At 59.7% G+C, this 24,545-nt stretch carries 20 protein-coding genes, 4 tRNA genes and 1 pseudogene; 9 read left to right on the plus strand and 16 right to left on the minus strand.

The window, feature by feature from the left end:
* Positions 1-10 precede the first annotated feature (10 nt).
* From rpoB to ADS46_RS08135, 13 genes are all read right to left on the minus strand, one after another.
* Positions 11-4,087, minus strand: a complete 4,077-nt coding sequence (rpoB, locus tag ADS46_RS08075; protein ID WP_066318593.1) for a DNA-directed RNA polymerase subunit beta — start codon at positions 4,085-4,087, stop codon at positions 11-13.
* A gap of 252 nt (positions 4,088-4,339) precedes the next feature.
* Positions 4,340-4,711 (minus strand): 50S ribosomal protein L7/L12, encoded by a 372-nt coding sequence (rplL, locus tag ADS46_RS08080; RefSeq protein WP_066318605.1) that lies wholly within the window; start codon positions 4,709-4,711, stop codon positions 4,340-4,342.
* 94 nt (positions 4,712-4,805) lie between these two features.
* Positions 4,806-5,306 carry a 50S ribosomal protein L10 gene (rplJ, locus tag ADS46_RS08085; RefSeq protein WP_066318608.1) on the minus strand — a complete coding sequence of 167 codons (501 nt, stop codon included), beginning with the start codon at positions 5,304-5,306 and terminating at the stop codon, positions 4,806-4,808.
* 304 nt (positions 5,307-5,610) lie between these two features.
* On the minus strand, positions 5,611-6,303 hold the full coding sequence (gene rplA, locus ADS46_RS08090) for a 50S ribosomal protein L1 (RefSeq protein WP_066318611.1): 693 nt from the start codon (positions 6,301-6,303) through the stop codon (positions 5,611-5,613).
* Positions 6,304-6,305: 2 nt separating this feature from the next.
* Positions 6,306-6,737: a 50S ribosomal protein L11 gene (gene rplK / locus ADS46_RS08095; RefSeq protein WP_066318614.1), complete on the minus strand. Its 432-nt coding sequence runs from the start codon at positions 6,735-6,737 to the stop codon at positions 6,306-6,308.
* Positions 6,738-6,876: 139 nt separating this feature from the next.
* A complete protein-coding gene (gene nusG / locus ADS46_RS08100) occupies positions 6,877-7,410 on the minus strand; it encodes a transcription termination/antitermination protein NusG (protein ID WP_066318615.1) in 534 nt (177 codons plus the stop codon).
* 8 nt (positions 7,411-7,418) lie between these two features.
* Positions 7,419-7,802, minus strand: a complete 384-nt coding sequence (gene secE, locus ADS46_RS08105) for a preprotein translocase subunit SecE (RefSeq protein WP_066318617.1) — start codon at positions 7,800-7,802, stop codon at positions 7,419-7,421.
* A gap of 72 nt (positions 7,803-7,874) precedes the next feature.
* Positions 7,875-7,950: transfer RNA gene (locus tag ADS46_RS08110), tRNA-Trp, on the minus strand.
* A 160-nt stretch (positions 7,951-8,110) separates the two neighbouring features.
* Positions 8,111-8,185 (minus strand) — tRNA-Thr (locus ADS46_RS08115).
* Between the two features lie 84 nt (positions 8,186-8,269).
* Positions 8,270-8,343: transfer RNA gene (locus ADS46_RS08120), tRNA-Gly, on the minus strand.
* A 103-nt stretch (positions 8,344-8,446) separates the two neighbouring features.
* A tRNA-Tyr gene (locus ADS46_RS08125) sits at positions 8,447-8,530 on the minus strand.
* A gap of 147 nt (positions 8,531-8,677) precedes the next feature.
* Complete coding sequence (locus ADS46_RS08130) at positions 8,678-9,517, minus strand: type III pantothenate kinase (protein ID WP_066318619.1); 840 nt, start codon at positions 9,515-9,517, stop codon at positions 8,678-8,680.
* Positions 9,514-10,500: a biotin--[acetyl-CoA-carboxylase] ligase gene (locus tag ADS46_RS08135; protein WP_066318622.1), complete on the minus strand. Its 987-nt coding sequence runs from the start codon at positions 10,498-10,500 to the stop codon at positions 9,514-9,516. The genes ADS46_RS08130 and ADS46_RS08135 overlap by 4 nt, the downstream gene beginning before the upstream one ends.
* A 162-nt stretch (positions 10,501-10,662) precedes the next feature.
* Between ADS46_RS08135 and typA the strand changes: the two genes are divergently transcribed.
* The 5 genes from typA (at position 10,663) to ADS46_RS08160 (ending at position 16,586) form a co-directional block, all read left to right on the plus strand.
* Positions 10,663-12,489: a translational GTPase TypA gene (gene typA, locus ADS46_RS08140; protein ID WP_066318624.1), complete on the plus strand. Its 1,827-nt coding sequence runs from the start codon at positions 10,663-10,665 to the stop codon at positions 12,487-12,489.
* Positions 12,490-12,711: 222 nt separating this feature from the next.
* Positions 12,712-13,482 carry an ABC transporter ATP-binding protein gene (locus tag ADS46_RS08145; RefSeq protein ID WP_066318626.1) on the plus strand — a complete coding sequence of 257 codons (771 nt, stop codon included), beginning with the start codon at positions 12,712-12,714 and terminating at the stop codon, positions 13,480-13,482.
* A gap of 71 nt (positions 13,483-13,553) precedes the next feature.
* The gene (locus ADS46_RS08150) at positions 13,554-14,258 is read left to right on the plus strand and encodes an ABC transporter ATP-binding protein (RefSeq protein ID WP_066318628.1); all 705 of its coding nucleotides are present in this window, start codon (positions 13,554-13,556) and stop codon (positions 14,256-14,258) included.
* A 16-nt stretch (positions 14,259-14,274) separates the two neighbouring features.
* Positions 14,275-15,276, plus strand: a complete 1,002-nt coding sequence (locus ADS46_RS08155) for a branched-chain amino acid ABC transporter permease (RefSeq protein ID WP_066318630.1) — start codon at positions 14,275-14,277, stop codon at positions 15,274-15,276.
* Positions 15,276-16,586, plus strand: coding sequence for a branched-chain amino acid ABC transporter permease (locus ADS46_RS08160; RefSeq protein ID WP_066318633.1), 1,311 nt, complete (start codon positions 15,276-15,278; stop codon positions 16,584-16,586). Before ADS46_RS08155 ends, ADS46_RS08160 begins: the two co-directional genes overlap by 1 nt.
* A gap of 57 nt (positions 16,587-16,643) precedes the next feature.
* Here ADS46_RS08160 and ADS46_RS08165 read toward each other — a convergent pair whose 3' ends face one another.
* The gene (locus tag ADS46_RS08165) at positions 16,644-17,861 is read right to left on the minus strand and encodes an ABC transporter substrate-binding protein (RefSeq protein WP_066318646.1); all 1,218 of its coding nucleotides are present in this window, start codon (positions 17,859-17,861) and stop codon (positions 16,644-16,646) included.
* A gap of 105 nt (positions 17,862-17,966) precedes the next feature.
* Positions 17,967-18,203, minus strand: a complete 237-nt coding sequence (locus ADS46_RS08170; RefSeq protein WP_066318649.1) for a hypothetical protein — start codon at positions 18,201-18,203, stop codon at positions 17,967-17,969.
* Positions 18,204-18,268: 65 nt separating this feature from the next.
* On the opposite strand from ADS46_RS08170, the gene ADS46_RS08175 reads away from it, so the two are divergent.
* Entirely contained in the window at positions 18,269-19,072 is an 804-nt protein-coding gene (locus tag ADS46_RS08175; protein WP_066318651.1) for a redoxin family protein, read from the plus strand.
* 115 nt (positions 19,073-19,187) lie between these two features.
* The gene (gene rapA, locus ADS46_RS08180) at positions 19,188-22,133 is read left to right on the plus strand and encodes an RNA polymerase-associated protein RapA (protein WP_066318655.1); all 2,946 of its coding nucleotides are present in this window, start codon (positions 19,188-19,190) and stop codon (positions 22,131-22,133) included.
* Here rapA and ADS46_RS08185 read toward each other — a convergent pair.
* Positions 22,130-23,038, minus strand: coding sequence for a TIGR01777 family oxidoreductase (locus ADS46_RS08185; RefSeq protein WP_066318656.1), 909 nt, complete (start codon positions 23,036-23,038; stop codon positions 22,130-22,132). The two genes, rapA and ADS46_RS08185, sit on opposite strands and share 4 nt — an antisense overlap.
* 154 nt (positions 23,039-23,192) lie before the next feature.
* Here ADS46_RS08185 and ADS46_RS08190 point away from each other — a divergent pair, with 154 nt between their 5' ends.
* Positions 23,193-24,257 carry an NAD(P)/FAD-dependent oxidoreductase gene (locus tag ADS46_RS08190; RefSeq protein ID WP_066318658.1) on the plus strand — a complete coding sequence of 355 codons (1,065 nt, stop codon included), beginning with the start codon at positions 23,193-23,195 and terminating at the stop codon, positions 24,255-24,257.
* A 158-nt stretch (positions 24,258-24,415) separates the two neighbouring features.
* Positions 24,416-24,545 (plus strand): annotated as a pseudogene (locus ADS46_RS18980) (helix-turn-helix-type transcriptional regulator); the annotation flags it as partial.

Raw genomic sequence — 24,545 nt, forward strand, 5'->3', positions numbered from 1 at the left:
GGGACGGCTCCTAGCTCTCTAACTCGATATCGATGCCCAGCGAGCGGATTTCCTTCACGAGTACGTTGAAGGATTCCGGCATGCCTGCCTGCATGGTGTGGTCGCCATCCACGATGTTCTTATACATCTTGGTGCGCCCTTCGACGTCGTCCGATTTGACGGTGAGCATCTCTTGCAGCGTGTAGGCCGCGCCATAAGCTTCCAGCGCCCACACTTCCATCTCACCAAAGCGCTGACCACCGAACTGCGCTTTACCGCCCAGCGGCTGCTGGGTGACGAGCGAGTAAGAACCGGTAGAACGCGCGTGCATCTTATCGTCGACCAAGTGGTTCAGCTTGAGCATGTACATGTAGCCAACGGTAACAGGGCGGTCAAACGCATCACCGCTACGGCCGTCGTACAAGGTCATCTGACCCGACTCGGGAATGTCCGCCAGCTTGAGCAGGTGCTTGATCTCGTGCTCTTGAGCACCGTCAAACACCGGCGTTGCCATGGGCACACCCGCCTTGAGATTCTTCGCCAGCGCAATGACTTCGTCATCGCTCAGCGAATCGATGTCTTCGACACGGGTACCTGGCGTGTTGTAGACCTGTCCCAGGAAGTCGCGAATCTCTGCCACCTGCTGTTCACGGGCGTCGCGCAGCATGGCTTCAATCTTGACACCGAGACCACGCGCCGCCATGCCCAGGTGGGTTTCAAGGATCTGACCCACGTTCATCCGTGACGGTACGCCCAAGGGGTTCAGCACCACGTCGACCGGCTCGCCCTGATCGTCGAACGGCATGTCTTCGATGGGCATGATCGCCGAGATAACACCCTTATTACCGTGACGGCCAGCCATCTTGTCGCCCGGCTGGATGCGACGCTTCACGGCCATGTAGACCTTGACGATCTTCAGCACGCCCGGCGCAAGATCATCGCCCTGGGTCAGCTTGCGCTTCTTGTCTTCAAAGCGCTCGTCCATTTCTTTACGGCGATTTTCCAGCTGCTCATCGGCCTGGGCCAGCAGCTCGTTAACGCTTTCATCCTGCATGCGCAGCTTGAACCACTGCTGACGCGGCAGCTCGTCCAGGTACGCGGCATCAAGGGTATCGCCTTTCTTCAGGTTCGGACCGCCATTGACCACCTGCCCTTCCAGGGTCCGCTTGAGACGCTCGAAAGTCGCGTCTTCAGCGATACGGTAGGTTTCCTGCAGGTCCTTGCGCACTTCATCCAGCTGCATCTGCTCGATGGCCAGAGCACGCGAGTCCTTTTCGACACCGTCACGGGTAAACACCTGAACGTCGATCACCGTGCCTTTCATGCCGGTCGGGGCACGTAGCGAGGTGTCTTTAACGTCAGATGCTTTCTCGCCGAAGATGGCACGTAGCAGCTTTTCTTCCGGCGTCAGCTGGGTTTCACCTTTCGGCGTTACCTTACCGACCAGGATGTCACCCGGGCCGACTTCGGCACCGATGTAGACGACACCGGCCTCGTCCAGCTTGCCAAGCGCCGATTCACCGACGTTGGGGATATCCGAGGTAATCTCTTCCGGGCCCAACTTGGTGTCACGGGACACGCTGGTCAGTTCCTGGATGTGAATGGTGGTGAAACGGTCTTCTTGGGCCGCCCGCTCGGAAAGCAGGATGGAGTCCTCGAAGTTGTAGCCGTTCCAGGGCATGAAGGCGATGCGCATGTTCTGACCCAGCGCCAGATCGCCCATGTCCACCGACGGGCCATCGGCGAGGATATCGCCACGCGCCACGTCGTCACCAGGCCGCACGATGGGGCGCTGGTTCATACAGGTATTCTGGTTGGAGCGGGTGTACTTGGTCAGGTTGTAGATATCCACACCGGCTTCGCCGCCGATGATCTCGTCTTCATTGACCCGCACCACGACGCGACGCGCATCGACGGAGTCGATCACCCCGCCGCGACGGGCAACGGCACAGACACCCGAGTCACGGGCAACGAAGCGTTCCATGCCCGTACCCACCAGCGGCTTCTCGGCACGCAGCGTGGGCACCGCCTGGCGCTGCATGTTGGAACCCATCAAGGCACGGTTGGCGTCATCGTGCTCAAGGAAGGGGATCAATGCCGCTGCCACCGACACCACCTGGCGCGGCGACACGTCCATCAGCGTGACCTGCTCAGGGCGCATGAAGGTGGTTTCGCCCTTGTGACGCGCCTGCACCAAATCGTCGCTCAGCTTGCCGGACTCATCCACGGCCGCCGATGCCTGGGCGATAACGTAGTCACCCTCTTCGATCGCCGAGAGGTGAACGATATCGTCGGTCAACTGGCGGTCCACGACCTTACGGTAAGGCGTTTCCAGGAAGCCGTAGCTGTTGGTATGGCTGTAGGTGGCCAGCGAGTTGATCAGCCCGATGTTCGGGCCTTCCGGCGTCTCGATCGGGCATAGGCGACCATAGTGCGTGGCGTGTACGTCACGCACTTCGAAGCCGGCACGCTCACGGGTCAGACCACCCGGGCCGAGTGCTGAAACACGGCGCTTGTGGGTCACCTCGGAGAGCGGGTTGTTCTGGTCCATGAACTGGGAAAGCTGCGAGGAACCAAAGAACTCTTTCACCGCCGCCGCCACCGGCTTGGCGTTGATCAGGTCTTGCGGCATCAGGCCTTCGCTTTCCGCCATGGAAAGACGCTCTTTCACGGCGCGCTCGACACGCACCAGACCGACACGGAACTGGTTTTCGGCCATTTCGCCAACGCAGCGAATGCGGCGGTTACCCAGGTGGTCGATGTCGTCGACGTCGCCGAAGCCGTTACGGATGTTGATCAGCTCGCGCAGCACGTCGAGGATATCTTTGCGGTCCAGTATGCCGGAGCCGGTATCGCCTTCACGACGCAGGCGACGATTGAACTTCATGCGGCCCACGCCCGACAGGTCGTAGCGGTCCTCAGTGAAGAACAGGTTGTGGAACAGCGTCTCGGCGGCTTCCTTGGTAGGCGGCTCGCCGGGGCGCATCATGCGGTAGATTTCCACCAGCGCTTCCAACTGCGACCCTGTGGTGTCCAGCTTCAGCGTGTCGGAAATGAACGAGCCGCAGTCCAGGTCGTTGGTATACAGCGTTTCAATCCGCTTGATACCGCCCTTGGCCATGGCCTCGAGCACGTCCGGGGTAATTTCGGTATTACACGGGCAGATCAGCTCGCCAGTCTTGCTGTCGATCTGGTCCTTGGCCAGGGTCTTACCGAACAGGTACTCCATCGGTACGTCCAGGCGCTCGAGTCCTGCTTTCTCGAGCTGGCGGATGTGCTTCTGGGTAATCCGGCGACCTTCTTCAACGATGGTCTCTCCGCTGCCGTCCTTGATATCGAAGGTAGCGGTTTCACCACGCAGCCGCGACGGCACCAGCTCCACGGAAAAGCCTGACTTCTCAACGTGGAAAATGCTGGTTTCAAAGAATTCGTCGAGGATCTCTTCCGCGCTCATTCCCAGCGCACGCATCAGCACCGTGGCCGGCAGTTTACGGCGACGGTCAATGCGCACAAAGACGTTGTCTTTGGGATCGAATTCGAAGTCCAACCAGGAACCGCGGTAAGGAATCACCCGCGCGGAATAGAGCAGTTTGCCGGATGAGTGGCTCTTGCCCTTGTCATGATCGAAGAAAACACCGGGTGAGCGGTGGAGCTGGGACACAATGACCCGCTCGGTACCGTTGATCACAAAGGTACCGTTCTCCGTCATCAGGGGGATTTCCCCCATGTAGACTTCTTGCTCTTTGATATCTTTGATTGCTTTATTCGAGGAATCGCGATCATAAATGATCAAGCGAACCTTGACGCGCAGCGGCGCGGAATAGGTAACCCCGCGCAGCTGGCACTCCTTAACATCGAACGCCGGCGTGCCGAACCGGTAGCTGACATACTCAAGCGCCGCATTACCGGAGAAGCTCTCGATCGGAAACACGGACTTGAATGCCGCGTGCAGACCGATCTCGTGCCGCTCGTCGGGCGAACGATCTTGCTGGAGGAAGTCGTAATAGGAATCAAGCTGGATGGCCAGCAAGTAAGGCACATCCATCACTTGTGGCAGTTTGCCGAAATCCTTGCGGATGCGTTTTTTCTCAGTATATGAGTAAGCCATCTGTATTCCCCAGCTTGTTCACCATGGGTGACCGATGCGTGGTCATCTGCCCTGCGGCCGTGTCAGACGCGAACAGCAAGCTCCTGATCGGGTAGCTCGCCGTCGAAAATCTTGATCGATAACAGTCTTGCGATAACCGTACTACAACGATTCTGCTTCACCGTTCAGTTACAACAGAAAAAGGCCGGCAGCGGGAGTTCCCGCCGCCAGCCGTGGAAGCTTACGCAGCGCGTGAAGCCATCGGCACAAGAATTACTTGAGCTCGACGCTTGCGCCCGCTTCTTCCAGCTTCGTCTTGGCTGTTTCAGCGTCTTCCTTGGCCATGCCTTCTTTGATGGTCGCCGGTGCGCCGTCAACGGCACCCTTAGCTTCCTTAAGGCCAAGACCGGTGATCTCACGTACTGCTTTGATGACGTTAACTTTCTTGTCACCAGCAGAGGTCAGCACCAGGTCAAACTCGGTCTGTTCTTCTTCAACAGCCGCTTCGCCGCCGCCAGGGCCAGCCACAACGGCTGCCGCGGCAGTAACGCCGAATTTCTCTTCCATTGCTTCGATAAGCTCGACAACTTCCATGACGGACATGTCGGCTACAGCATTGATGATATCGTCTTTGGTCAGTGCCATTGTTTCATTCCTAACTTTGCGGGAGTCTCGGTTTGCCGACGACTCGGGATTCATTGCTCGGTTCAAGCAACCTCAGGTTGCACAGGAGAAGCGTTTACGCCGCTTCTTCTTTCTGGTCGCGCAGAGCGGCCAGGGTGCGAACCAGCTTGCCAGCGGAGGCTTCTTTCATTACCGACATCAGCTTCGCAATTGCTTCGTCATAAGTCGGCAGGGTTGCCAAACGGTCGATGTCAGCAGCCGGGATCAGCTCACCTTCGTAGGCCAGCGCCTTGACTTCGAAGTCTTTGTCATCTTTGGCAAACTCTTTGAACAAACGAGCGGCAGCGCCCGGATGGTCAGTCGAGAAGGCCAACAGAGTTGGACCCACGAAGCTCTCGGTCAGGCATTCCCACTGGGTGCCTTCGAGGGCGCGACGCGCCAGGGTGTTGCGGACAACACGCAGCTGGACGCCATTCTCACGTGCCTGCTTGCGCAGATCGGTCATCTTGCTGACCGTCACACCGCGAGAATCGGCAACTACGACGGAGAGTGCGTCCTTGGCCGCTTCACTGACCTCGGCAACAATCGCTTTCTTGCCTTCAAGTGCTAGTGGCACAGTGATCACTCCTTCGTGCCGAAACCTGTTATAAGTCTCGGTGGTTACCATCTCTTCCAGGTGATCAGTCGATCAACGCTGGAAGCCTTAGGGATGGTGCTCACCAGAAAGCGGTTTGCTAAAAAAGCGTACCAACTGGCGGCCACACCATCTGCGCAGGCGCTTTGAGCCATTAAGCCGCGCTTTCCAGTACCAACAGCATACGTTCGAAGCGCGGCACCTGCGGTCTTTGACGGTGCCTCGGCCTGACCGAGGGACCGCAAAGTTATTGCTCGGTTGTTGCTAAAACCTGACGAACACCCGCTTATACGTAAGCGGAATGATCGATTGTCAAACCCGGGCCCATGGTAGTAGACAGGGTGACTTTCTTAAAGTAGATGCCTTTTGAAGTGCTCGGCTTGAGACGCTTCAGGTCGGCGACCAGCGCTTCAACGTTGCCGTTGATAGACGCTGCATCGAAATCCACCTTACCGACTGTGGTGTGGATGATGCCGTTCTTGTCGGTACGGAAGCGAACCTGACCCGCCTTGGCGTTCTTGACCGCTGTTGCCACATCGGGTGTGACGGTGCCCACTTTCGGGTTAGGCATCAGGCCACGCGGGCCCAGAATCTGACCCAACTGACCGACAACGCGCATGGCGTCAGGAGAAGCAATCACGACGTCAAAATCCATCACGCCTTTCTTCACCTGCTCGGCCAGATCGTCCATACCCACAATGTCGGCGCCTGCTTCTTTAGCGGCATCGGCATTGGCACCCTGGGTGAAGACCGCAACACGCACGTCTTTACCGGTACCGTTGGGCATGACGGTGGCGCCACGCACTACCTGGTCTGATTTACGCGGGTCAACGCCAAGGTTGATCGCCACGTCGACAGACTCCTTGAACTTGACCGTCGACAGCTCGGAGAGGAGGGCAACCGCTTCTTCAAGGGAATAGACCTTGTTGGTGTCGACCTTTTCACGAATCTGCTTGGCACGCTTGGTAAGTTTCGCCATGATTAGAGACCCTCCACGTTGAGGCCCATGCTACGGGCACTACCCGCGATGGTGCGAACCGCTGCGTCCATGTCAGCCGCTGTCAAATCCGGCTCTTTGGTCGTGGCGATTTCTTCAAGCTGTTCGCGCGTTACCGTGCCGACCTTCTTCTTGTTCGGCTCGCCAGAACCCGACTTGATGCCGGCTGCTTTCTTGAGCAGCACAGCCGCCGGTGGCGTCTTGGTAATGAACGTGAAGCTGCGGTCAGAGTAGACCGTAATCACGACAGGCGTCGGCAGGCCGGGCTCAATGTCTTGAGTCTCGGCGTTGAACGCCTTACAGAATTCCATGATGTTCACGCCGTGCTGACCCAGCGCAGGGCCGACGGGCGGACTAGGATTGGCTTTACCTGCAGCAACCTGCAGTTTGATGTAAGCCTGTACTTTCTTGGCCATCGTTTTACTCCAGTTGGGTGATAGCGCCTTTCGGCTCCCCGGTAACAGTCAGATGGCGGCATCACCACCTGACACGAATCAAATCACAACATGACGCATCGCAAACGCCTGGCGACTGCTAGCCGCCAGGCTATCGCGGTTATTCTTTCTCTACCTGCGCAAACTCAAGCTCGACAGGCGTGGCACGCCCGAAGATCAGGACGCTGACCTGCAGACGGCTTTTCTCGTAATTGACCTCTTCCACAACGCCATTGAAGTCGGCGAAGGGCCCATCAACAACGCGGACAGACTGGCCCGGCTCAAACATGTGCTTGGGCCGCGGCCTGTCGGTGCCGTCTTTGACTCGCCGCAGGATGGCATCGGCTTCCCGGGTGGTAATGGGTGCCGGCTTTTCCTTGGTGCCACCGATGAACCCCATCACGCGGGGGGTTTCGTTGACCAGGTGCCAAGTATCGTCGGCCATTTCCATCTCGACAAGTACATAGCCGGGATAGAACTTGCGCTCGCTCTTGCGACGCTTGCCGTCGCGCATTTCAACGACTTCTTCGGTCGGCACCAGAATCTCGCCAAAACGATCTTCCACGCCGTACATCTTGACGCGCTCGATCAGGGAGCGCATCACGTGCTTCTCAAAGCCGGAATAGGCGTGAACGACGTACCAACGTTTGGACATGCAAGCTCCTAACCAATAACGCCGGACATCGCCCAGCCAAGAAGAGTGTCAATCAACCAAAGCATCAGCCCGACCACCAGCACGGCGACGAGCACAATGGCCGTGGTCTGAATGGTTTCAGGCCGAGTTGGCCATACAACGCGCTGAATCTCTTTCTTAGCGCTTATTGCCAGCTCTACCAGCTCACGCCCCTTGGTCGTGGTAAGCGCCAGCAGACCCGCTGCGACACATAGCACCACGACGCCCAACACGCGGTAGATCAGGCCAATATCGGCAAAATAGGTATTACCTACAACGGCAACGACGAGCAACGCAATGACTACAGCCCACTTGAGCCCGTCATGGCGCGACTGTTGCACCTCAGCGCCATGTTTTACAGAACTCGGCTTCATAAAAACGAGACTCCTCAGGGTGCAGCAAGCGGCAAAGGAATTCTTTAAAAGACATACCAATCTGGGGAAGATTGGCAGGCCAGGAGGGAATCGAACCCCCAACCTGCGGTTTTGGAGACCGCTGCTCTGCCAATTGAGCTACTGGCCTGTATCAAAATTTACGCAGGAAACTTTCAGCCTACGCAACAGCGGGCGTCATAATAGCGGACAAAAAGCCGCCTGACAACCCTTGCTCACACCAACCACCTTCCATCAAGCAACTGGCGGCAGCGACAAAAAAAGCGAGCATCGCTCGCTTTTTTTGAATATGGAGCTCATGGACGGATTTGAACCGTCGACCTCACCCTTACCAAGGGTGTGCTCTACCCCTGAGCTACATGAGCCAAGCACTTACACAAACTAAGTACCAAGCACTTGCGCAAACCAGGCACCTAACTTTAAGCACCTATATAAACCAAGCACTTAACTGGAGCGGGCGGCGGGAATCGAACCCGCACCATCAGCTTGGAAGGCTGAGGTTCTACCATTGAACTACGCCCGCGCAACTTGCTTCAGAATGATCATCCGCAGCGCGCTTGCTCGTTATATCGCCCGCTTCCGGCTTTCATTCTACGGCATCGACATTTGTCGCTGACGCTTAAAACTGGTGGAGAGGGAAGGATTCGAACCTTCGAAGCTTTCGCGGCAGATTTACAGTCTGCTCCCTTTGGCCACTCGGGAACCTCTCCAACTGAGGCGACACATTATGCCAAGCTCCAAAGCGGTGTCAAGCTCACTTTAACTTGCAGTGACTACAACGACCTTTGGCTTCAACAACATAGGATTTTATCACCCTAGAAATGCTGCCCGCATGCCTTGGAACGCGCTGCATTCTGTCAAAGCAGCATGGAGAATGCAAGGCCCGCACGAATTTTTTCCAATGACACCGGCTCCGGCACCCGGGGAGCGCCGGACATCTTGCCCGCGCGTTCGGCAAAGGTGAGCGGAAAGCGCGCTTCAAGCCCGCCGTAGACCATATCAGGCCACACCGCATGGGGCACCTGCACCCCTCGGGAGACCACACGGGCATCGCCCCCTGTCAGCAGCATTGGCAGGGCCACACCCTCCTGGTCGCACACCTCGCTGTAAATGCGGTTGATGGCGCTCACCGCTGCCATGTAAATACCATGGTTCACGGCGTCGACCGTTCGCCGTCCTGGCTCCAGCAAGGCATCCGCTTCGCTTTCCGGGTCAATCGCCACGTTCCGCGTTCCCAGCTTAAGGCTTTCCTTCATCAGGCGCAGGCCGGGTACAATAAAGCCACCCAGGTGCTGCCCGCCTGGCAGCACGAAGTCGATGGTGATGGCACTCCCGCAGTCCACCGCACAGCAGCCGCCCGCCAGCTGATAGCCCGCCAGCGCACCCAGCCAACGGTCAACGCCTAACCGTTCAGGTTCTTCGTAGCCGTTGACCACGCCCAGCGCCTCAGCGGTTGAACGGGCAACGTGAACATTCCGCACGCGCCGACGCAGCAGCCCCACGGTCTCATTCAGCACGGCTGCCCGGGCAACACTGGAAATCCGCACGGCTTCGACCACGTCGAGATCGGGTATGTCAGCCCCCGGCCGCCACTCCTCCCGCGTCCACACAGCCCCCCGCGACCGTATCTCACTGCTGTCAGCATCTTTCAGGCGCCACTTGGACAAGGTATTGCCGATATCTAGATCCAGAATCATAAGCGCCTGCGCACGCTGATTTCACCACCCGACAAGCGCTTTGACTGCCCGGATGCCGTTACCCACAGGCTGCCACTGTCGTCCACATCGCCCGCGACCGCGTCGTAAACCTGGCTACCCTGAGTGACACGAATGGGTTGGTCAGCATAAGCGTGTCGCTCATTCCAGGCAGTGCGCCAAGACGCGAAACCCTGCTGCTCAAAACCGGCCAGCATGGCAAGCAGCCCCGCCACGACATCCGCCGCCAGCTGGTTACGGGAAAGCGATGGCAAGTCATCAAACAGCGCCGCTACCGGCTGCTCAATGGCTTCCCGCATTGCCTCGGGCAGCGAGAGGTTCATCCCCATCCCTATTACTACCTCGCACGGGCCGGCCGCATCCCCGGTCACCTCTACCAATATCCCTGCCAGCTTGCCCAATTCATCGCTGTCGCGCTGTGCCAGTAAAATATCGTTGGGCCATTTCAACCGAGGGGCGACGCCGTGCTGCTCAAGCACCTGGGCGACCACCACGCCAACGGCCAGGCTCAAGCCTTCCAGGGCATTCACACCTGCTTCGAAACGCCAGCCGACCGAGAGCATCAGGCTTTGCCCCCAGGGCGTTGTCCATACCCGCCCACGCCGACCACGACCCGCCGTTTGCAACTCGACGAGGCACACCTCTGCATGGCCAGCTCCCTGCTCGAACCGCTCACGCAGGTAGGCATTGCTCGAGGGCAACTGGTCTTCAACAAACAGGCGGGCAAGGTGATGGCGTGCCGAAGCAGGCAGACGCTCCACGATTTTTGCCCCGACCAGCGGCTCCAAAGGTTGGGCGAGGCGATAGCCACGTCCCTTTACCGCCACCAGCGACACGCCGAGCGCCTCTAACTTTTTTAGCTGTTTCCAAACGGCAGCGCGTGAAACGCCCAGCGCCTCGCCCAATTGTTCACCGGAATGAACCTCGCCATCGCTCAGCAGCCGCATCAGGTTACCGATGCTCATGTCCTTGCCCCATCTGGGAAAACGTCTATCTTACCGGATGCGCCAGCAGCGCGAAAACTACTGCCAAAAGTTAATGTATTGATGCCTTGCACAATACAGTGCTGGTAGTCGACCGCACCGAGACCCTATAATGCCGCCCTATTTTTCTAGCAGGATCGCGTCGTGATCGAGAATCTTCGCAACATTGCCATTATCGCCCACGTTGACCACGGTAAAACCACCCTGGTCGATAAACTTTTGAGCCAGTCCGGCACGCTCGACCGTAAAGCCGAAGGGCAAGAGCGGATCATGGACTCCAATGACCAGGAAAAGGAGCGTGGCATCACCATCCTGGCCAAAAACACGGCGATCAAGTGGCAGGATGGCAACGGCACTGACTTCCACATCAATATCGTGGACACGCCCGGGCACGCTGATTTCGGCGGTGAAGTCGAGCGCGTCATGTCGATGGTGGACTCGGTACTGCTGTTGGTTGACGCCGTTGACGGCCCGATGCCGCAAACCCGTTTTGTGACCCAGAAGGCCTTTGACCGTGGCCTGAAGCCGATCGTTGTGGTCAACAAGATTGACCGCCCCGGCGCACGGCCCGACTGGGTGATCGACCAGATCTTCGATCTGTTCGACAACCTGGGAGCCTCCGACGAGCAGCTCGACTTCCCGATCATTTACTGCTCGGCGCTCAACGGCATTGCCGGCCCTGATCCTGACGAGCTGGCCGACGACATGTCGCCCATGTTCCAGTCGATTGTCGATATCGTCGAGCCGCCCAAGGTCGAAAGTGACGGGCCTTTCCAGATGCAGATTTCCGCACTGGACTACAACAGCTACGTCGGCGTTATCGGCCTCGGCCGCATTAGCCGCGGCAGCGTCAAGCCGAACCAGCAGATTACCGTGGTGACCAAGGAAGGCCAGTCACGCAAGGGCAAGATCGGCCAGGTCATGACCCACATGGGCCTCGATCGTGTACAGACCGACGAAGCCACCGCGGGCGATATCATCTGTATCACCGGCATCGAGAACCTGGCGATTTCCGACACCCTGTGCGACGTCAACGCCGTCGAAGCGCTGCCGCCGTTGACCGTTGACGAGCCGACGGTCTCGATGACCTTCCAGGTCAACGACTCGCCGTTTGCCGGTAAAGACGGCAAGTTCGTCACCAGCCGTAATATCAAGGACCGCCTGGAACAGGAACTGATCCACAACGTGGCGCTGCGCGTTGAACAAGGCGAAACGCCGGAGAAATTCAAGGTCTCCGGGCGTGGCGAGCTGCACCTGTCGGTGTTGATCGAATCCATGCGTCGTGAAGGCTTCGAGCTGGCCGTTGGCCGCCCCGAGGTGATCATCCGTGAGATCGACGGCGAACAGCAGGAGCCCTACGAAGAAGTCATCATCGACTGTGAAGAGCAGCACCAGGGCGCCATCATGGAAGAGCTTGGCTACCGCAAGGGTGAAATGACCAACATGAACCCGGACGGCAAGGGTCGCGTTCGCCTGGACTTCATCATCCCCGCGCGCGGTCTGATCGGCTTCCGCGGGCAGTTTTTGACCCTGACCTCGGGCACCGGCATCCTGACCAGCCGCTTTGACCACTACGGCCCGCTGAAGCCGGACGCCTCCATCGAACGGCGTAACGGCGTCATGGTGTCGATGGTCGACGGGAAGGCGCTGGCCTATGCGCTTTACACCCTGCAGGAACGCGGCAAGCTGATCGTCGATCACGCCACCGAAGTCTACGAAGGCATGCTGATCGGCATCAACAACCGTGCCAACGACATGGTGGTCAACCCGACCAAGGGCAAAAAGCTCGATAACATGCGCTCGACGGGTAACGATGAAAACATCGTGTTGACGCCGCCGATCAACTTCACCCTGGAACAGGCCATCGAGTTCCTTGACTCCGACGAGCTGGTGGAAGTGACGCCAAACCATATTCGCCTGCGCAAGAAGCTGCTCAAGGAAAACGAGCGTAAACGCTCCAGCAAGAAGTAAGTTCCCGAAGCCCGCCTAGCAGCGGGCTTTTTCTTGCCTGCCCTGCCCCTGCCATCTTGACCAGGCGCGTTTGCCAAGCAGCTCCCCCAACGCAACCTTAACGGTTGCCCGCTGGAAAGCCGCTGCGGTGTAGCGCAAAGTAGCGCTATCCCAGGCACAGGGAATTATTTTATGATCGGATTCATACAAACGTTTTGATCATCACTGCCGTCAAGGAAACCCATGACCCCGCTTATCGAGGTTCAACAGGCCAATAAGGCCTTTGGTGGCCTGCAGGTCATCAACGACTGCTCTATCCGCGTCGAGAAAGGCTCGATTACCGGCATGATCGGTCCCAACGGCGCGGGCAAGTCGACGTTATTCAACTTGATGGCCGGCGCATTGCAGCCCGACAGCGGGCGTATCCTGCTGGAAGGCGAAGATATTACCGCGCTTAGCGCGGATCAGCGGTTTCACAAAGGCCTGCTGCGCACCTTCCAGATTGCCCATGAGTTCACCCACATGAGCGCGCTGGAAAACCTGATGATGGTCCCGCCGACGCAGGCCGGGGAAAACCTCTTCACGACCTGGTTCAAACCCGGCCTGGTGCGCCGCGAGGAAGCCGAGGTGCGCCGTCGCGCACTTGAGGTCATCGACTTTATCGGCCTGCACCATGTGCGCAACGAGCTGGCTGGCAACCTGTCCGGCGGCCAGAAGAAGCTGTTGGAACTGGGCCGCACGATGATGACCAACGCCAAGGTCGTACTGCTCGATGAAATCGCCGCCGGCGTCAACCGCACCCTGCTTGGCGACCTGATCGGCAACATCGAGCGCCTCAATCGCGAAATGGGCTATACCTTCCTGGTCATCGAACACGACATGGACATGATCGCCCGGCTCTGCGACCCGGTCATCGTCCTTGCCCAGGGCGAAGTCATGGTCGAGGGCCATATTCAGGACATCCAGAACAACCCCGAGGTCATCGAAGCCTATTTCGGTGCCGGGGCAGCGTAAAGTATGAAGGCGCCAGGCTTCCCTCAATGCCACGAGCAATCGGTTGGCAATCAACAAGAGACTTTTGCAACATGCCTTTAATCGAAGCGCGCGATGTTTATGGCGGCTATGGCGGCATGAATATCCTCAATGGGGTGGACATGTCGCTGGAAGCCGACGAAGTCGGGGTGATTGTCGGCCCGAACGGGGCCGGTAAATCCACCTTGCTGAAAGCGGTTTTCGGGCTTCTGCACGTCAATCAGGGCGACATTCTGCTCCACGGCAAGCCCATTCAAAATCTACCCCCCCACCAGCTGGTTGAGCGCGGCATGGGCTTTGTACCCCAGGAAAAGAATGTTTTCCCAAGCCTCACCGTGCAGGAAAACCTGGAGATGGGTGCCTTCCTGAAGCCGCAGAACGTGAAACGCATGCTGGGCCAGGTTTACGAGTTCTTTCCGCCCCTGCAGGAAAAGCGCCATCAGCCCGCAGGGGAGCTGTCCGGTGGCCAGCGCCAGATGGTCGCCATGGGCCGCGCGCTGATGGCCGAACCCAGCCTGCTGCTGCTGGATGAACCCACCGCCGGGCTTTCCCCGCTATACATGAACGAGATTTTTGACCGCGTTAAGCATATCAACGCGGCCGGGGTAGGCATTCTGATGGTCGAACAAAACGCCAAGCAAGCGCTGGCCATTGCCGACAAGGGCTTTGTGTTGGCCGCGGGTCAAAACCGCTTTACCGATACCGGTGCGGCACTGCTTGCCGACCCGGACGTGGCGAAAAGCTTTTTGGGCGGATAGCCCAGGGGACAATAACGTGAATGAACTGGTTTTCTTTGTTAACAACGTCGTGATCGCCGGTAGCGTGACGGGCGCCATCTACGCCATCGGGGCAATCGGCGTCACGCTGATTTTCAGCATCATGCGCTTTGCCCACTTTGCCCACGCCGACGTGATGACCTTCGGTGCCTTCATGGTGTTGCTGCTCACCACGGCATTTCCCGGCGTCGGCATAAGCATCGGCGTGCCCACGGCAATCGTCATGTTGCCGATTGCCATGCTGCTGACCGCCTTCCTGGCGGTGGGCATTGATAAAGTGTTTTACAAGCCGCTGCGCGCACACGGGGTCAAGCCCATCGTCATGGTCATTGCCTCGCTGGGTGTCACCTTGATTCTGCAGGGGCTTATCCGGCTGTTTTCCGGCACCGGCGGGCAGGGCCTTTACGTCGACGACCGCAAGGAAATTTTTCGCATGCTGCCGTTTGAGAACGTGCGCGTGCCCATCGTGATTACCGAGCCGCAGATTTATCTGTTCGTGATCACCCTGGTCGCGGTCATTGCCCTGCATCTGTTCCTGAGCCGCTCGCGGCTCGGCAAAGCCATGCGCGCGATGTCCGATAACCCCGAACTGGCCCAGGCCTCGGGCATCAACACCAACACCATTGTCGCCGTCACCTGGGTGATTGCCGGCGGGCTTGCCGCCATTGCCGGTACGCTGCTGTCGCTGGACGTGACGTTCAAACCCGACCTGAGCTTTTTCCTGCTGCTGCCGATTTTCGCCGCCGCCATCGTGGGGGGCGTCGGGCACCCCTACGGCGCGGTCGCAGGGGGCTTCGTGGTCGCTTTTGCCGAAACCCTGGCGGTGTTCAACTGGGCCGTGTTGATGCGCCCCTTCCGCGATAGCCTGCCCACCTGGCTCGAGCTTCCGTCCAACTTAGCCTTCGTAGGGACCGAGTATAAAATCGTCGTGCCGTTTTTCATTCTGGTCGCCATCCTCGTTTGGCGACCCACCGGCATCTTTAAAGGCAAGGTGATCTGATGGCTGATAACAACTACACCCCGCAGGATGCGACGCCCAGGGCGTCGCGACTGCCACTGCGCGAACTTTGCCTGTTCGGCGCACTACTGATCACCATTGTCGGCGTCTATGCGGCAATGGGGGCCGCCTATAGTACGCGGATGCTGGTCGAAGCCGCATGTTATGCCGTGCTGGCGCTGGGGCTGACCATTCAATGGGGCTATGCGGGCCAGTTCAATGCCGGTGTCATGGGCTTTGTCGCCCTGGGCGGCGTCAGTGCCATGCTGTTCAGCGTGCCGGTCAATGACGCTTTCTGGAACAGCCAACTGCCTGCCGAGCTTGGCAAGGTGTTGCTGTATGCCATTGGGGCCACCCTGCTGGTCGTGGCTGCCACCAAGCTCACCCGGCTGGGTGTGCCCAAACGGGTACGCACCGTGTTCGCGGTGCTGCTGGCCATTGTGTTGTATATGGTGGTCATCAGCTTGTTGCGCGACGTGACCGCCGATATTGAGTCCCAGGCAGACTTCGTCGGCGGGCTTGGCTTGCCGCCCTGGCTCGGCTGGATCTTCGGCGGTGCACTGGCGGGCGTCGTGGGCTACTTCATCGGCCATGTCTGCCTGGGCCTGCGCAGCGACTATCTGGCCATCGCCACCCTGGGGATCGCCGAAATCATCAAGGCATTCCTTAAAAATTCAGACTGGTTGACCCGCGGCACCGCGACGGTCTCGCCACTGCCCTGGCCAACGCCCGGACCGGCGGAGCTGGGGTTTACCCTTTCCCGGGCGATATACCTGTCGCTGACGGCGGTGATCATTGCCGGGATCTTCTTCCTGCTCCATCAGGCTTACCATGCCCCCTGGGGTCGCATGATCCGCGCCATTCGCGACAATGAAGTATCGGCGGCGGCCATGGGCAAGGATATCAACAAGCGGCGCCTGGAGATTTTCGTCCTCGGCTGCATTCTGATGGGCATTGGCGGCGGGATGCTGGCCAGCTTCAACAGCCTGTTCGACCCCAACGGTTACCTGCCCCTCAACCATACCTTTCTGGTCCTGGTCATGGTGATCCTGGGTGGACCGGGCAATAATCTGGGCACCATTTTCGGCGCCGTCGCGGTGTATATCATCTGGATCATGTCGGAACCACTGGCGCTTTACCTGATGGATCTCGCCGTGGCCTTCGGTGCCTTTGCCTTCGACTGGCAGGCCCCTGCCAACATCGACAGCCGCGCCCTTCAGGCAAGGGTATTGGTGATTGGCGTGCTGGTGACGCTGGTATTACGCTTCGCGCCTAAAGGACTGCTGCCAGAGCGCGTCAAGTACCACGACTGAACAAAAAAAACCGCCCCAGCGCTGGGCTGGGGCGGTGTTGGTCCAACGCTAGCTGGCTTAAAGCGCGTCTTCTTCCAGCTCACCTACCCGTTTGAACTCGCCGTCTTCAACGGTCATTTCCACAACGATACCGGGCACGTCGCCGCTGTCGTTGAACTCATGGCTGCCTGAAGCCCCTTCGTAGTTAATCTCTTCACCCTGGGCAATCAGCTCGACAGCTTTCTCCCACTCACCGGGCAAAATGGTTTCGCCAGGGGCCGTCGCCACAGAGCGCAATGCGTCAGACAAGCCTTCACGCTCGGCGTTGCCGTTCTGCTCGATGGCCAACGCCACCAGAAACGCTGCATCGTAGGCCTGGGCGGCAAATACCGCTTCAGGGTCTATGCCGTCAGCTTCGGCGGCTTCAATAAAGATATCCGTGCCGGGCAGATCCGGGCTGCCGGGGCGGGTTGCGATCATGCCCTCAAGCACACCAGCGCCGACGGCTTCGACGAGGCTGTTGCCCACCATGCCGTCAGCACCGACGTACTGGGTGAATACTCCGCTTTCCGCGGCCTGGCGCAGCACGGTCTGGCCTGATGTATCGGCGTAGGCCAGCACGACGAGGGTTTGTACACCGGTCGACGACAATATGCCCAGTTCAGAGCGGTAGTCGGCACGGTTGTCTTCGTGGGCGAGGCTTTCCACCACGCTACCACCTTCCGCTTCAAAGGTGTTGGTAAAGGCGTCGGATAGCCCCTGCCCATAGTCGTTATTAACGAAGGTCACGGCGACTTCTTCGATACCTTTGTCGATCAGCAGCTTGGCCAGCATTTCACCCTGGAAGGCGTCTGAAGGCACGGTGCGGAACACCAGGTCATTATCGTCGAGCTCAGAGACCGCAGGCGCGGTGGAGGCGGGTGATACCATCAGCACGCCGCCGGGGATCGCCGCATTATTGGCCGCTGCGATGGTGGCACCGGTACACAGCGCACCGACAATGGCCGTGACGTCTTCGGAATTGACCATACGGTCCGCCGAATTCGAGGCGGCCGATGCGTCAGAACAGGTGGTATCGCCCGACGGCATTTCCAGCGTCTGACCGTCCAGAAGGCCGCCCTGCTCGTTAATCTGCTTGACCGCCAACTGCGCACCATCAAAAATCGGTGGCGTCAGGCTCTCGATACCGCCTGTAAAGCCCCCCAAAAAGCCCACCTTGACCTGAGCCTGGGCCGCACCTGCCAATGCCAGTGAAGAAACGGCCACCGCCGTGGCAATTATGCGTTTATTCATCATCTTATTGATCGCTCCCTGTAGGATTTAGCGCCCCATCGTCTCGCGCTGGGGTCTGCTATTAATCTGGAACTGGAACGCTAAAAATACAAGCAACGTTTTCCAACGCTAGCCGTCGCGATCATCATCGACGCGCTCAGCCCAGCGCTTGCGGGCCAGGTTGCGGCGGTAAAGGCGTAATAGTGCGATCGTCAGCGCCGTCGCCAGCATGGCCGCCAGCACGACGCCCTGCCAGGGACGGGCCGCGTTGCCCATTACCGTCTCCAAGGTGATAATCAGTGTCAGGCCGATCGCCTGGGAGCCGATCGCTAGCGCGCGCAGCCTATCGAAAGCGGGTGGTGGCATAACGTCTCCGTAATTTGCAACTCGCATGGTATGGTGCGCCAGTGTAACTGCTAAACGGGAAAATCATGAACGCCATTACCCTTGGCCCGCTACTGATTTCGCTGCCCCGCCTTTACGCCATTGCCTGTGCGCTGGCGTTGCTGGTCAGCACGCGATATTTACTGGGACTCCCCCATCGCCGTCATCAGCGCTGGTTTCTAGGGCTGGTGGTCATCTGGCTGATCGCGGCCCGCTTCGGTCATATCGCCCTGCATATCGAAAGCTACAGCACCGCCCCGCTGGAGACGCTGAAGTTCTGGAAGCCGGGCTACCAAGGGCTTTGGGGCATGGCAGCAGGCCTGTTGTGGACGATCTGGTCGCTACGCTCACGGCTCATTGCCATGGGCGGCGCCATGGCGCTGCTGATCGGGGCCTCGAGCCTGTGGCTGGTGCTGGTAACACTCGCCCCACTGGGCAGCGACATGAGCTTGAAAAGCCTGCCCGACATTACCCTGGATGATATCGATGGCGACCCGGTACATCTTCCCTCCCTGGCGGACGATCACGATAAAGTCATCGTCAATCTGTGGGCCACCTGGTGCCCGCCTTGCCTGCGCGAGATGCCGCTGCTTGAAGACGCCGACCAGCGCGAAGGCGTGGCGGTGGTGGTCGCCAACCAGGGCGAAGACCTGCTGCCCATTGTGCGCTACCTGGATGAACAGTCGCTGCGCTTCCGCTACGCCCTGCGCGACCCCGGCCAAATGCTGATGTCGCTCGTCGAAGCGCCGGGGTTGCCCACAACGGTGCTGTTCGACGGCGATGGAAACACCCTGGATATTCATGTGGGCGAGCTTACCCAGGCCCATCTGGACCGTTGGCTCGAAGATTGACGACGATATACCTTAATCCTCCTGCGCCTTTGCGTTAGAATCCCCCGCCCTGTTTGTTGCCGGTCATCATGACCGGCCGCGTACGCCCCCGTTTTGCAGACTTCCTTGAGGCATCATGAGCGATTTTTCCCCCGGCCAACGCTGGATTAGTGACGGTGAAGCCGAGCTTGGGCTCGGCACCGTGCTTAACTGCGACACCCGAAGCGTTACCATCTTGTTCAGTGCCAGCCAGGAAACCCGCACCTACAATACCCGCCAGGCCCCGCTGACCCGCGTCATGTTTGGCAGCGGCGACCGTATCCAGTCGGCTGATGGCTGGCAGATGATTGTCGATGACAGCCAAACGTCCAACGGCCTGATCACTTACAGCGGCGAGGACAGCCAGGGCCAACGGCGCGAACTGCCGGAAGCCAAGCTCGCCGACACCATGCAGTTCGACCAGGCCCGCGACCGACTGCTTACCGGGCAGGTCGACCGCAACGACTGGTTCGACCTGCGTTTTCGTACCCTGCATCATCACCAGCGTATCGAACAGCACAGCGCGCTGGGCTTTGCGGGTCCGCGCATCGACCTGGTGCCACACCAGCTGTATATCGCCGATGAAGTCGCCCGACGCCATGCGCCGCGCGTCCTGCTGGCCGACGAAGTCGGGCTCGGCAAAACCATCGAGGCCGGTTTGATACTGCACCGGCTGCTGCTCACCGGGCGCGCCGAACGGGCGCTGATTCTGGTGCCGGACAGCCTGACCCATCAGTGGCTGGTCGAGTTGCTGCGCCGTTTCTCGCTCAACGTTACCCTGCTGGACGAAACCCAGAGTCAGGCCCACGGCAGCGCCAATCCGTTTGAAAGCGCCCAGCTGGTGCTGGCCAGCCAGGGCTGGCTGTTTGCCAATACCCACCGCCAGGAACAGGCGCAGGCCAGCCACTTCGATCTGCTGATTGTTGACGAAGCCCACCATCTCGACTGGAGCAGCGAGGGCAGCGGCCCCGGTTATCAGTGCGTCGAACAGCTGGCGAGGGATATTCCCAGCCTGTTGCTGCTCACCGCCACACCCGAGCAGATGGGCATAGAAAGCCACTTTGCCCGCCTGCGGCTGCTCGATCCAGAACGCTACCACGACCTGGCGCGCTTCAAAGACGAAGAGCGTCACTACGGTGAAGTGGCCAGCGCCATTGAGGCGCTCGAGGCATTGCCCGCCACGCCTGACGCACGCGTCCATGTGGAGGCCGTGGCCGACGACCGCGACAGCCAAGCTCTGCTTGCCACCCTGTGCAACCCTGAGGCCAGTACCGACCAGCAAGACGCTGCCCGTGACCAGCTCCGCGACGCCCTGCTCGACCGCCATGGCACCGGGCGGGTGATGTTCCGCAACAGTCGCCGCCATGTGGGCGGCTTCCCCGAGCGCCGCCTGCACCTCGACGCCCTGGCGCTGCCGTCGGCCTATCGCCGCATGCAGCGTCGGCTGGAGCGCGACGACGACTACCTGGACGAGCTGCTGATCGAGACCGGCATGGATCATCCGGACGTGCTGATCTACCCGGATGCCGCCTACCGCGAGTTGAGTAACGACCCGCTTCACGGCGAACCCTGGTGGCATATCGACCCGCGGGTGAACTGGCTGCTGGAAAAACTCAGCGATGACAGCGACGCCGGTTTCGCCAACGACAAGGTGCTGGTGATTGCCCATCACCGCGACACCGCCGAAGGCCTGGCCGAAGGTCTCCGCGTGCTGGGCGGCTATCATGCGCCGGTGTTTCACGAGGGCCTGTCACTGGTCGAACGCGACCGTGCCGCCGCGGCGTTTGCCGATGAAGAAGACGGCTGCCAGGTACTGGTGTGCTCCGAAATTGGCTCCGAAGGGCGCAACTTCCAGTTCTGCCGTCACCTGGTAATGTTTGACATGCCCCAGCATCCCGACCAGCTGGAACAGCGCATTGGCCGCCTGGACAGGATCGGTCAGCGCCACGCGATCGAGATGCACGTACCGACATTTACCGGCAGCCCCGGCGAACGCCTGATGCGCTGGTATCACGAGGGCATGGATGCCTTCAGCGCGCCCCATGGTATTGGCAGCGACCTGTTTGACGCCTTTGGCGATGCCCTGGCCGACGCACTGCTCGACGACGAGATGCTCGATGAGATCATCACCGAGACCCGTGAGCTGTTTGTCGCCAAACTCGCCGAGCGGGATGCCGGCCGTAACCGCCTGCTGGAGCTCAATGCCTGCCGTCCGGTGCGCGCCCGACAGGTGGTCGAGGCGGTGCGGGAACTGGACGACGACAGCGCCCTGCCGCGCTACGTCGAGCGCGCGCTGGACGTGTTTGGCGTGGATAGCCAGGAGATCGGCAATGGCCTGCTTCACCTCCAGCCGGGGCAGCACATGCTGGACGGCCTGCCGGGGCTGGTAAAAGGCGAAGAAGGGTTTTCCGCCACCTTTGACCGCCATCAGGCACTCGCCCGCGATGACATTCAACGGCTTTCCTGGGAGCACCCGCTGCTACGCGAAATAATGGGCCGCATCATTGACGGCACCATGGGCAATACCGCGCTGGCATTGCTGGGTCACCCGGCCATCCCCAGCGGCCGCCTGATGACCGAGCTGGTATTCCGCACCCATTGCCCAGCGCCCACATCGCTGCACCTGAACCGGTTTCTGCCGCCGACAGCCGTGCGCGTATTGCTCGACGAATCGGGGGCCAACCTGACCGACAAGATTTCCTTCACGGGGCTGGGTAAAAACCTGCAGAAGGTCAATAAATCCCTGGCACGTGACCTGATCAAGCGCCATCACGACGCGCTTCGCGGGTTGCTCAGACAGGGGGAAGGGGAAGCCGAACGCGAACTCCCCAGCATCGTGGAAGCCGCCGAGGCGCGCATGCGCACTCAGCTGGACGCGGAACTTGCCCGTCTGGCGGCGCTGGCGGAACACAACCCGTCGGTACGCAGCGAAGAGCTCGACGCCCTGAAAAAGGAACGCCAGGCCCTCAGTGACGCGATTGAGAACACCCGCCTGCGGCTCGATGCCGTGCGGGTGATCATTACCGTGGATCCCAACGGCTAGTCGCCAAGAATCGCCTCGAGTGCCTCGTCGAGGGTCGGGTAGGTGAAGGTGAATCCGGCCTCGATCAGCCGCTCCGGACGCATATCGGCACCGGTCAGCAACAGCTGGGACATCTCACCCAAGCCCGCTTTCAAGACACAGGCGGGCACCGGCAATACCGCCGGGCGGTGCAGTTGCCTGGCCAGTGTCCGGGTGAACTCGGCATTGGTCACAGGATGCGGCGCACTGCCGTTGAAGGCACCTGACAGCGAGGCGTCATCGAGCAGGAAGATGATCGCCTCGACCAGGTCGTCACGATGGATCCAGGGCATGAACTGCCTGCCGTCGCCAAAACGGCCCCCCAGCCCCAGCTTGAAGGGCGGCAGCATCTTTTGCAGGGTGCCGCCGCCCGCCCCCAATACCAGCCCGATGCGTAAAATCGCCAGGCGCACGCCCATGTCCTCAATGGGCTTGGCCGCGGCTTCCCATTCGGCGCATAGCCGGTGGGCAAACTCATCGTGGGGCGAGGTTTCCTCGGTGACGCGCTTCTCACCCTGATCACCGTAATAGCCCATCGCGGAACCACTGACCAGCACCTGGGGCAGCGGCTGGCCGTTCTCGCCCAGTTGCTCGCACAGCGAGACGAGCTGTTCGGTCATCTCGACCCGCGAGCGAATCAGCCTCGCTTTCTGGGTATCGCTCCAGCGCTTGGCCGCAATTGACTCGCCCGCCAGGTTGACCAATGCATCCGGCGGGCTGTCGATGAACGCCTGGGCGCTGTCACGGATGTCACATTCCCGGGGAAGACGATCGCGTACTTTATGAGGCGTACGGGAAACCACCTGCACCTCATGCCCCTGCGCTATCAACGCCGGGCAGAGTCGCTGGCCGACAAAACCACTGCCGCCGGTCACTAGTACACGCATGGTGTTTCTCCCTTTTGATGTCGACGAGCGAGCTACGCTCTTGAAGGTTTACATTTCGACTTATCTATACAAAACTATTACACATAGAATGATTCGTACATTAATATATGCCCATTATTGACATTGCGTCGGGCAAATTACCCATCAGGTCACCATGACAACCGTCACCTCTGCTCCTCTCTCGAACGTCGCCGTTGTCGGTGCCGGCATGGCGGGCCTGGCCTGCGCCAACCGCTTGGCGGAACACGGTGTGGCGGTGACGGTATTTGATAAAGCGCGCGGCCCGGGCGGTCGCATGTCGACCAAGCGCCTTGACCAGGCGCAGCTTGACCTGGGCGCCCAGGCATTTACCGTGCGCGATCCAGCCTTCAGGGACGCCGTTGCCGACTGGCTTTCGTCAGGGCTCGTTGCGCCTTGGCCGATCGTCAGCTATCAGGCTAGTTCAAGCGGCTGGCAACTGCATCATGACCCCCACACCCGCTACACCGGCGTACCCCGCATGAGCGCGGTTACCCGCCACCTGGCAGATAAGTTCCAGACGTATCCCCAAACGGCGCTGCACCTGGCGACACGCATCGAGGCGTTGCAACGCTCACCCAACGGCTGGCAGCTTCAAGATGCACAGGGGCGTGGTGACGGCCCGTTCGACCATGTCGTGTTAACCACACCGCCGCCGCAGGCGTTGCCCCTGGTAGCGCCCTGGGAGGCGACACTGGCTGAGGCATGCCGTGCGCGTGACCAGCGCAGTTGCTGGGCGGCCTGGGCGGTGCTGGATGCCACCCTGCCCACTCCGCCAGGCGGTCAGAGTGACTGGCAGATGGCCCGTATTGACCACCCTGCGCTGCGCCTGGTGTCGCGCAATCAGACCAAACCGGGCCGCGAGCGGCAGCCTGAAAGCCTCAGCCTGATGGCGCACCTGGACTGGAGCGAGACCCACCTGGAAGACGACCCCCAAGCGGTTGCCGAGTTACTGTGGGCAGCCTTTACTGCATCGTTTCCGGCAGGCACGCCGTTACCGTTGCGGGTTAGCAGCGGCGCGCACCGCTGGCGTTACGCTCAGCCAAGCACGGCCGATGACCGTTTATTCCTATACAGCGACAGCGGCCTTGCCATGTGTGGTGACAGTTTCACGGCCAGCCGCGTGGAGTCGGCATGGGTCTCTGGAACGCAGTTGGCCCAGGCGTTAATAGATCGGTCGGTACATAACAGGGCTGGCTAATCACAACCTAACAAGTGAATCCAAAGGTTGTACCTTGAGCCTACAAGTTGTACAAAGGAGCGTTAGTTATTCAAGATTGTTGATCGGTTAATTAGATATTAGGTAATTGCTATGGATAGCAAACCACATCGCCCGCCGCAGCAAACTACGATAGGCCCATGCGGCTTGGCTCCGCAGACAACGAAGAGGCAATGGCGCCCATGAATAATAAGGCGACCCACCCACCCGATACCCCACTTTATCCCATTCGGGAAGTTTCCCGTCTGACGGGCGTTAATTCGGTTACCC

The organism is Halomonas sp. G11 (genome assembly GCF_001663515.1).
GTDB lineage: Bacteria > Pseudomonadota > Gammaproteobacteria > Pseudomonadales > Halomonadaceae > Vreelandella.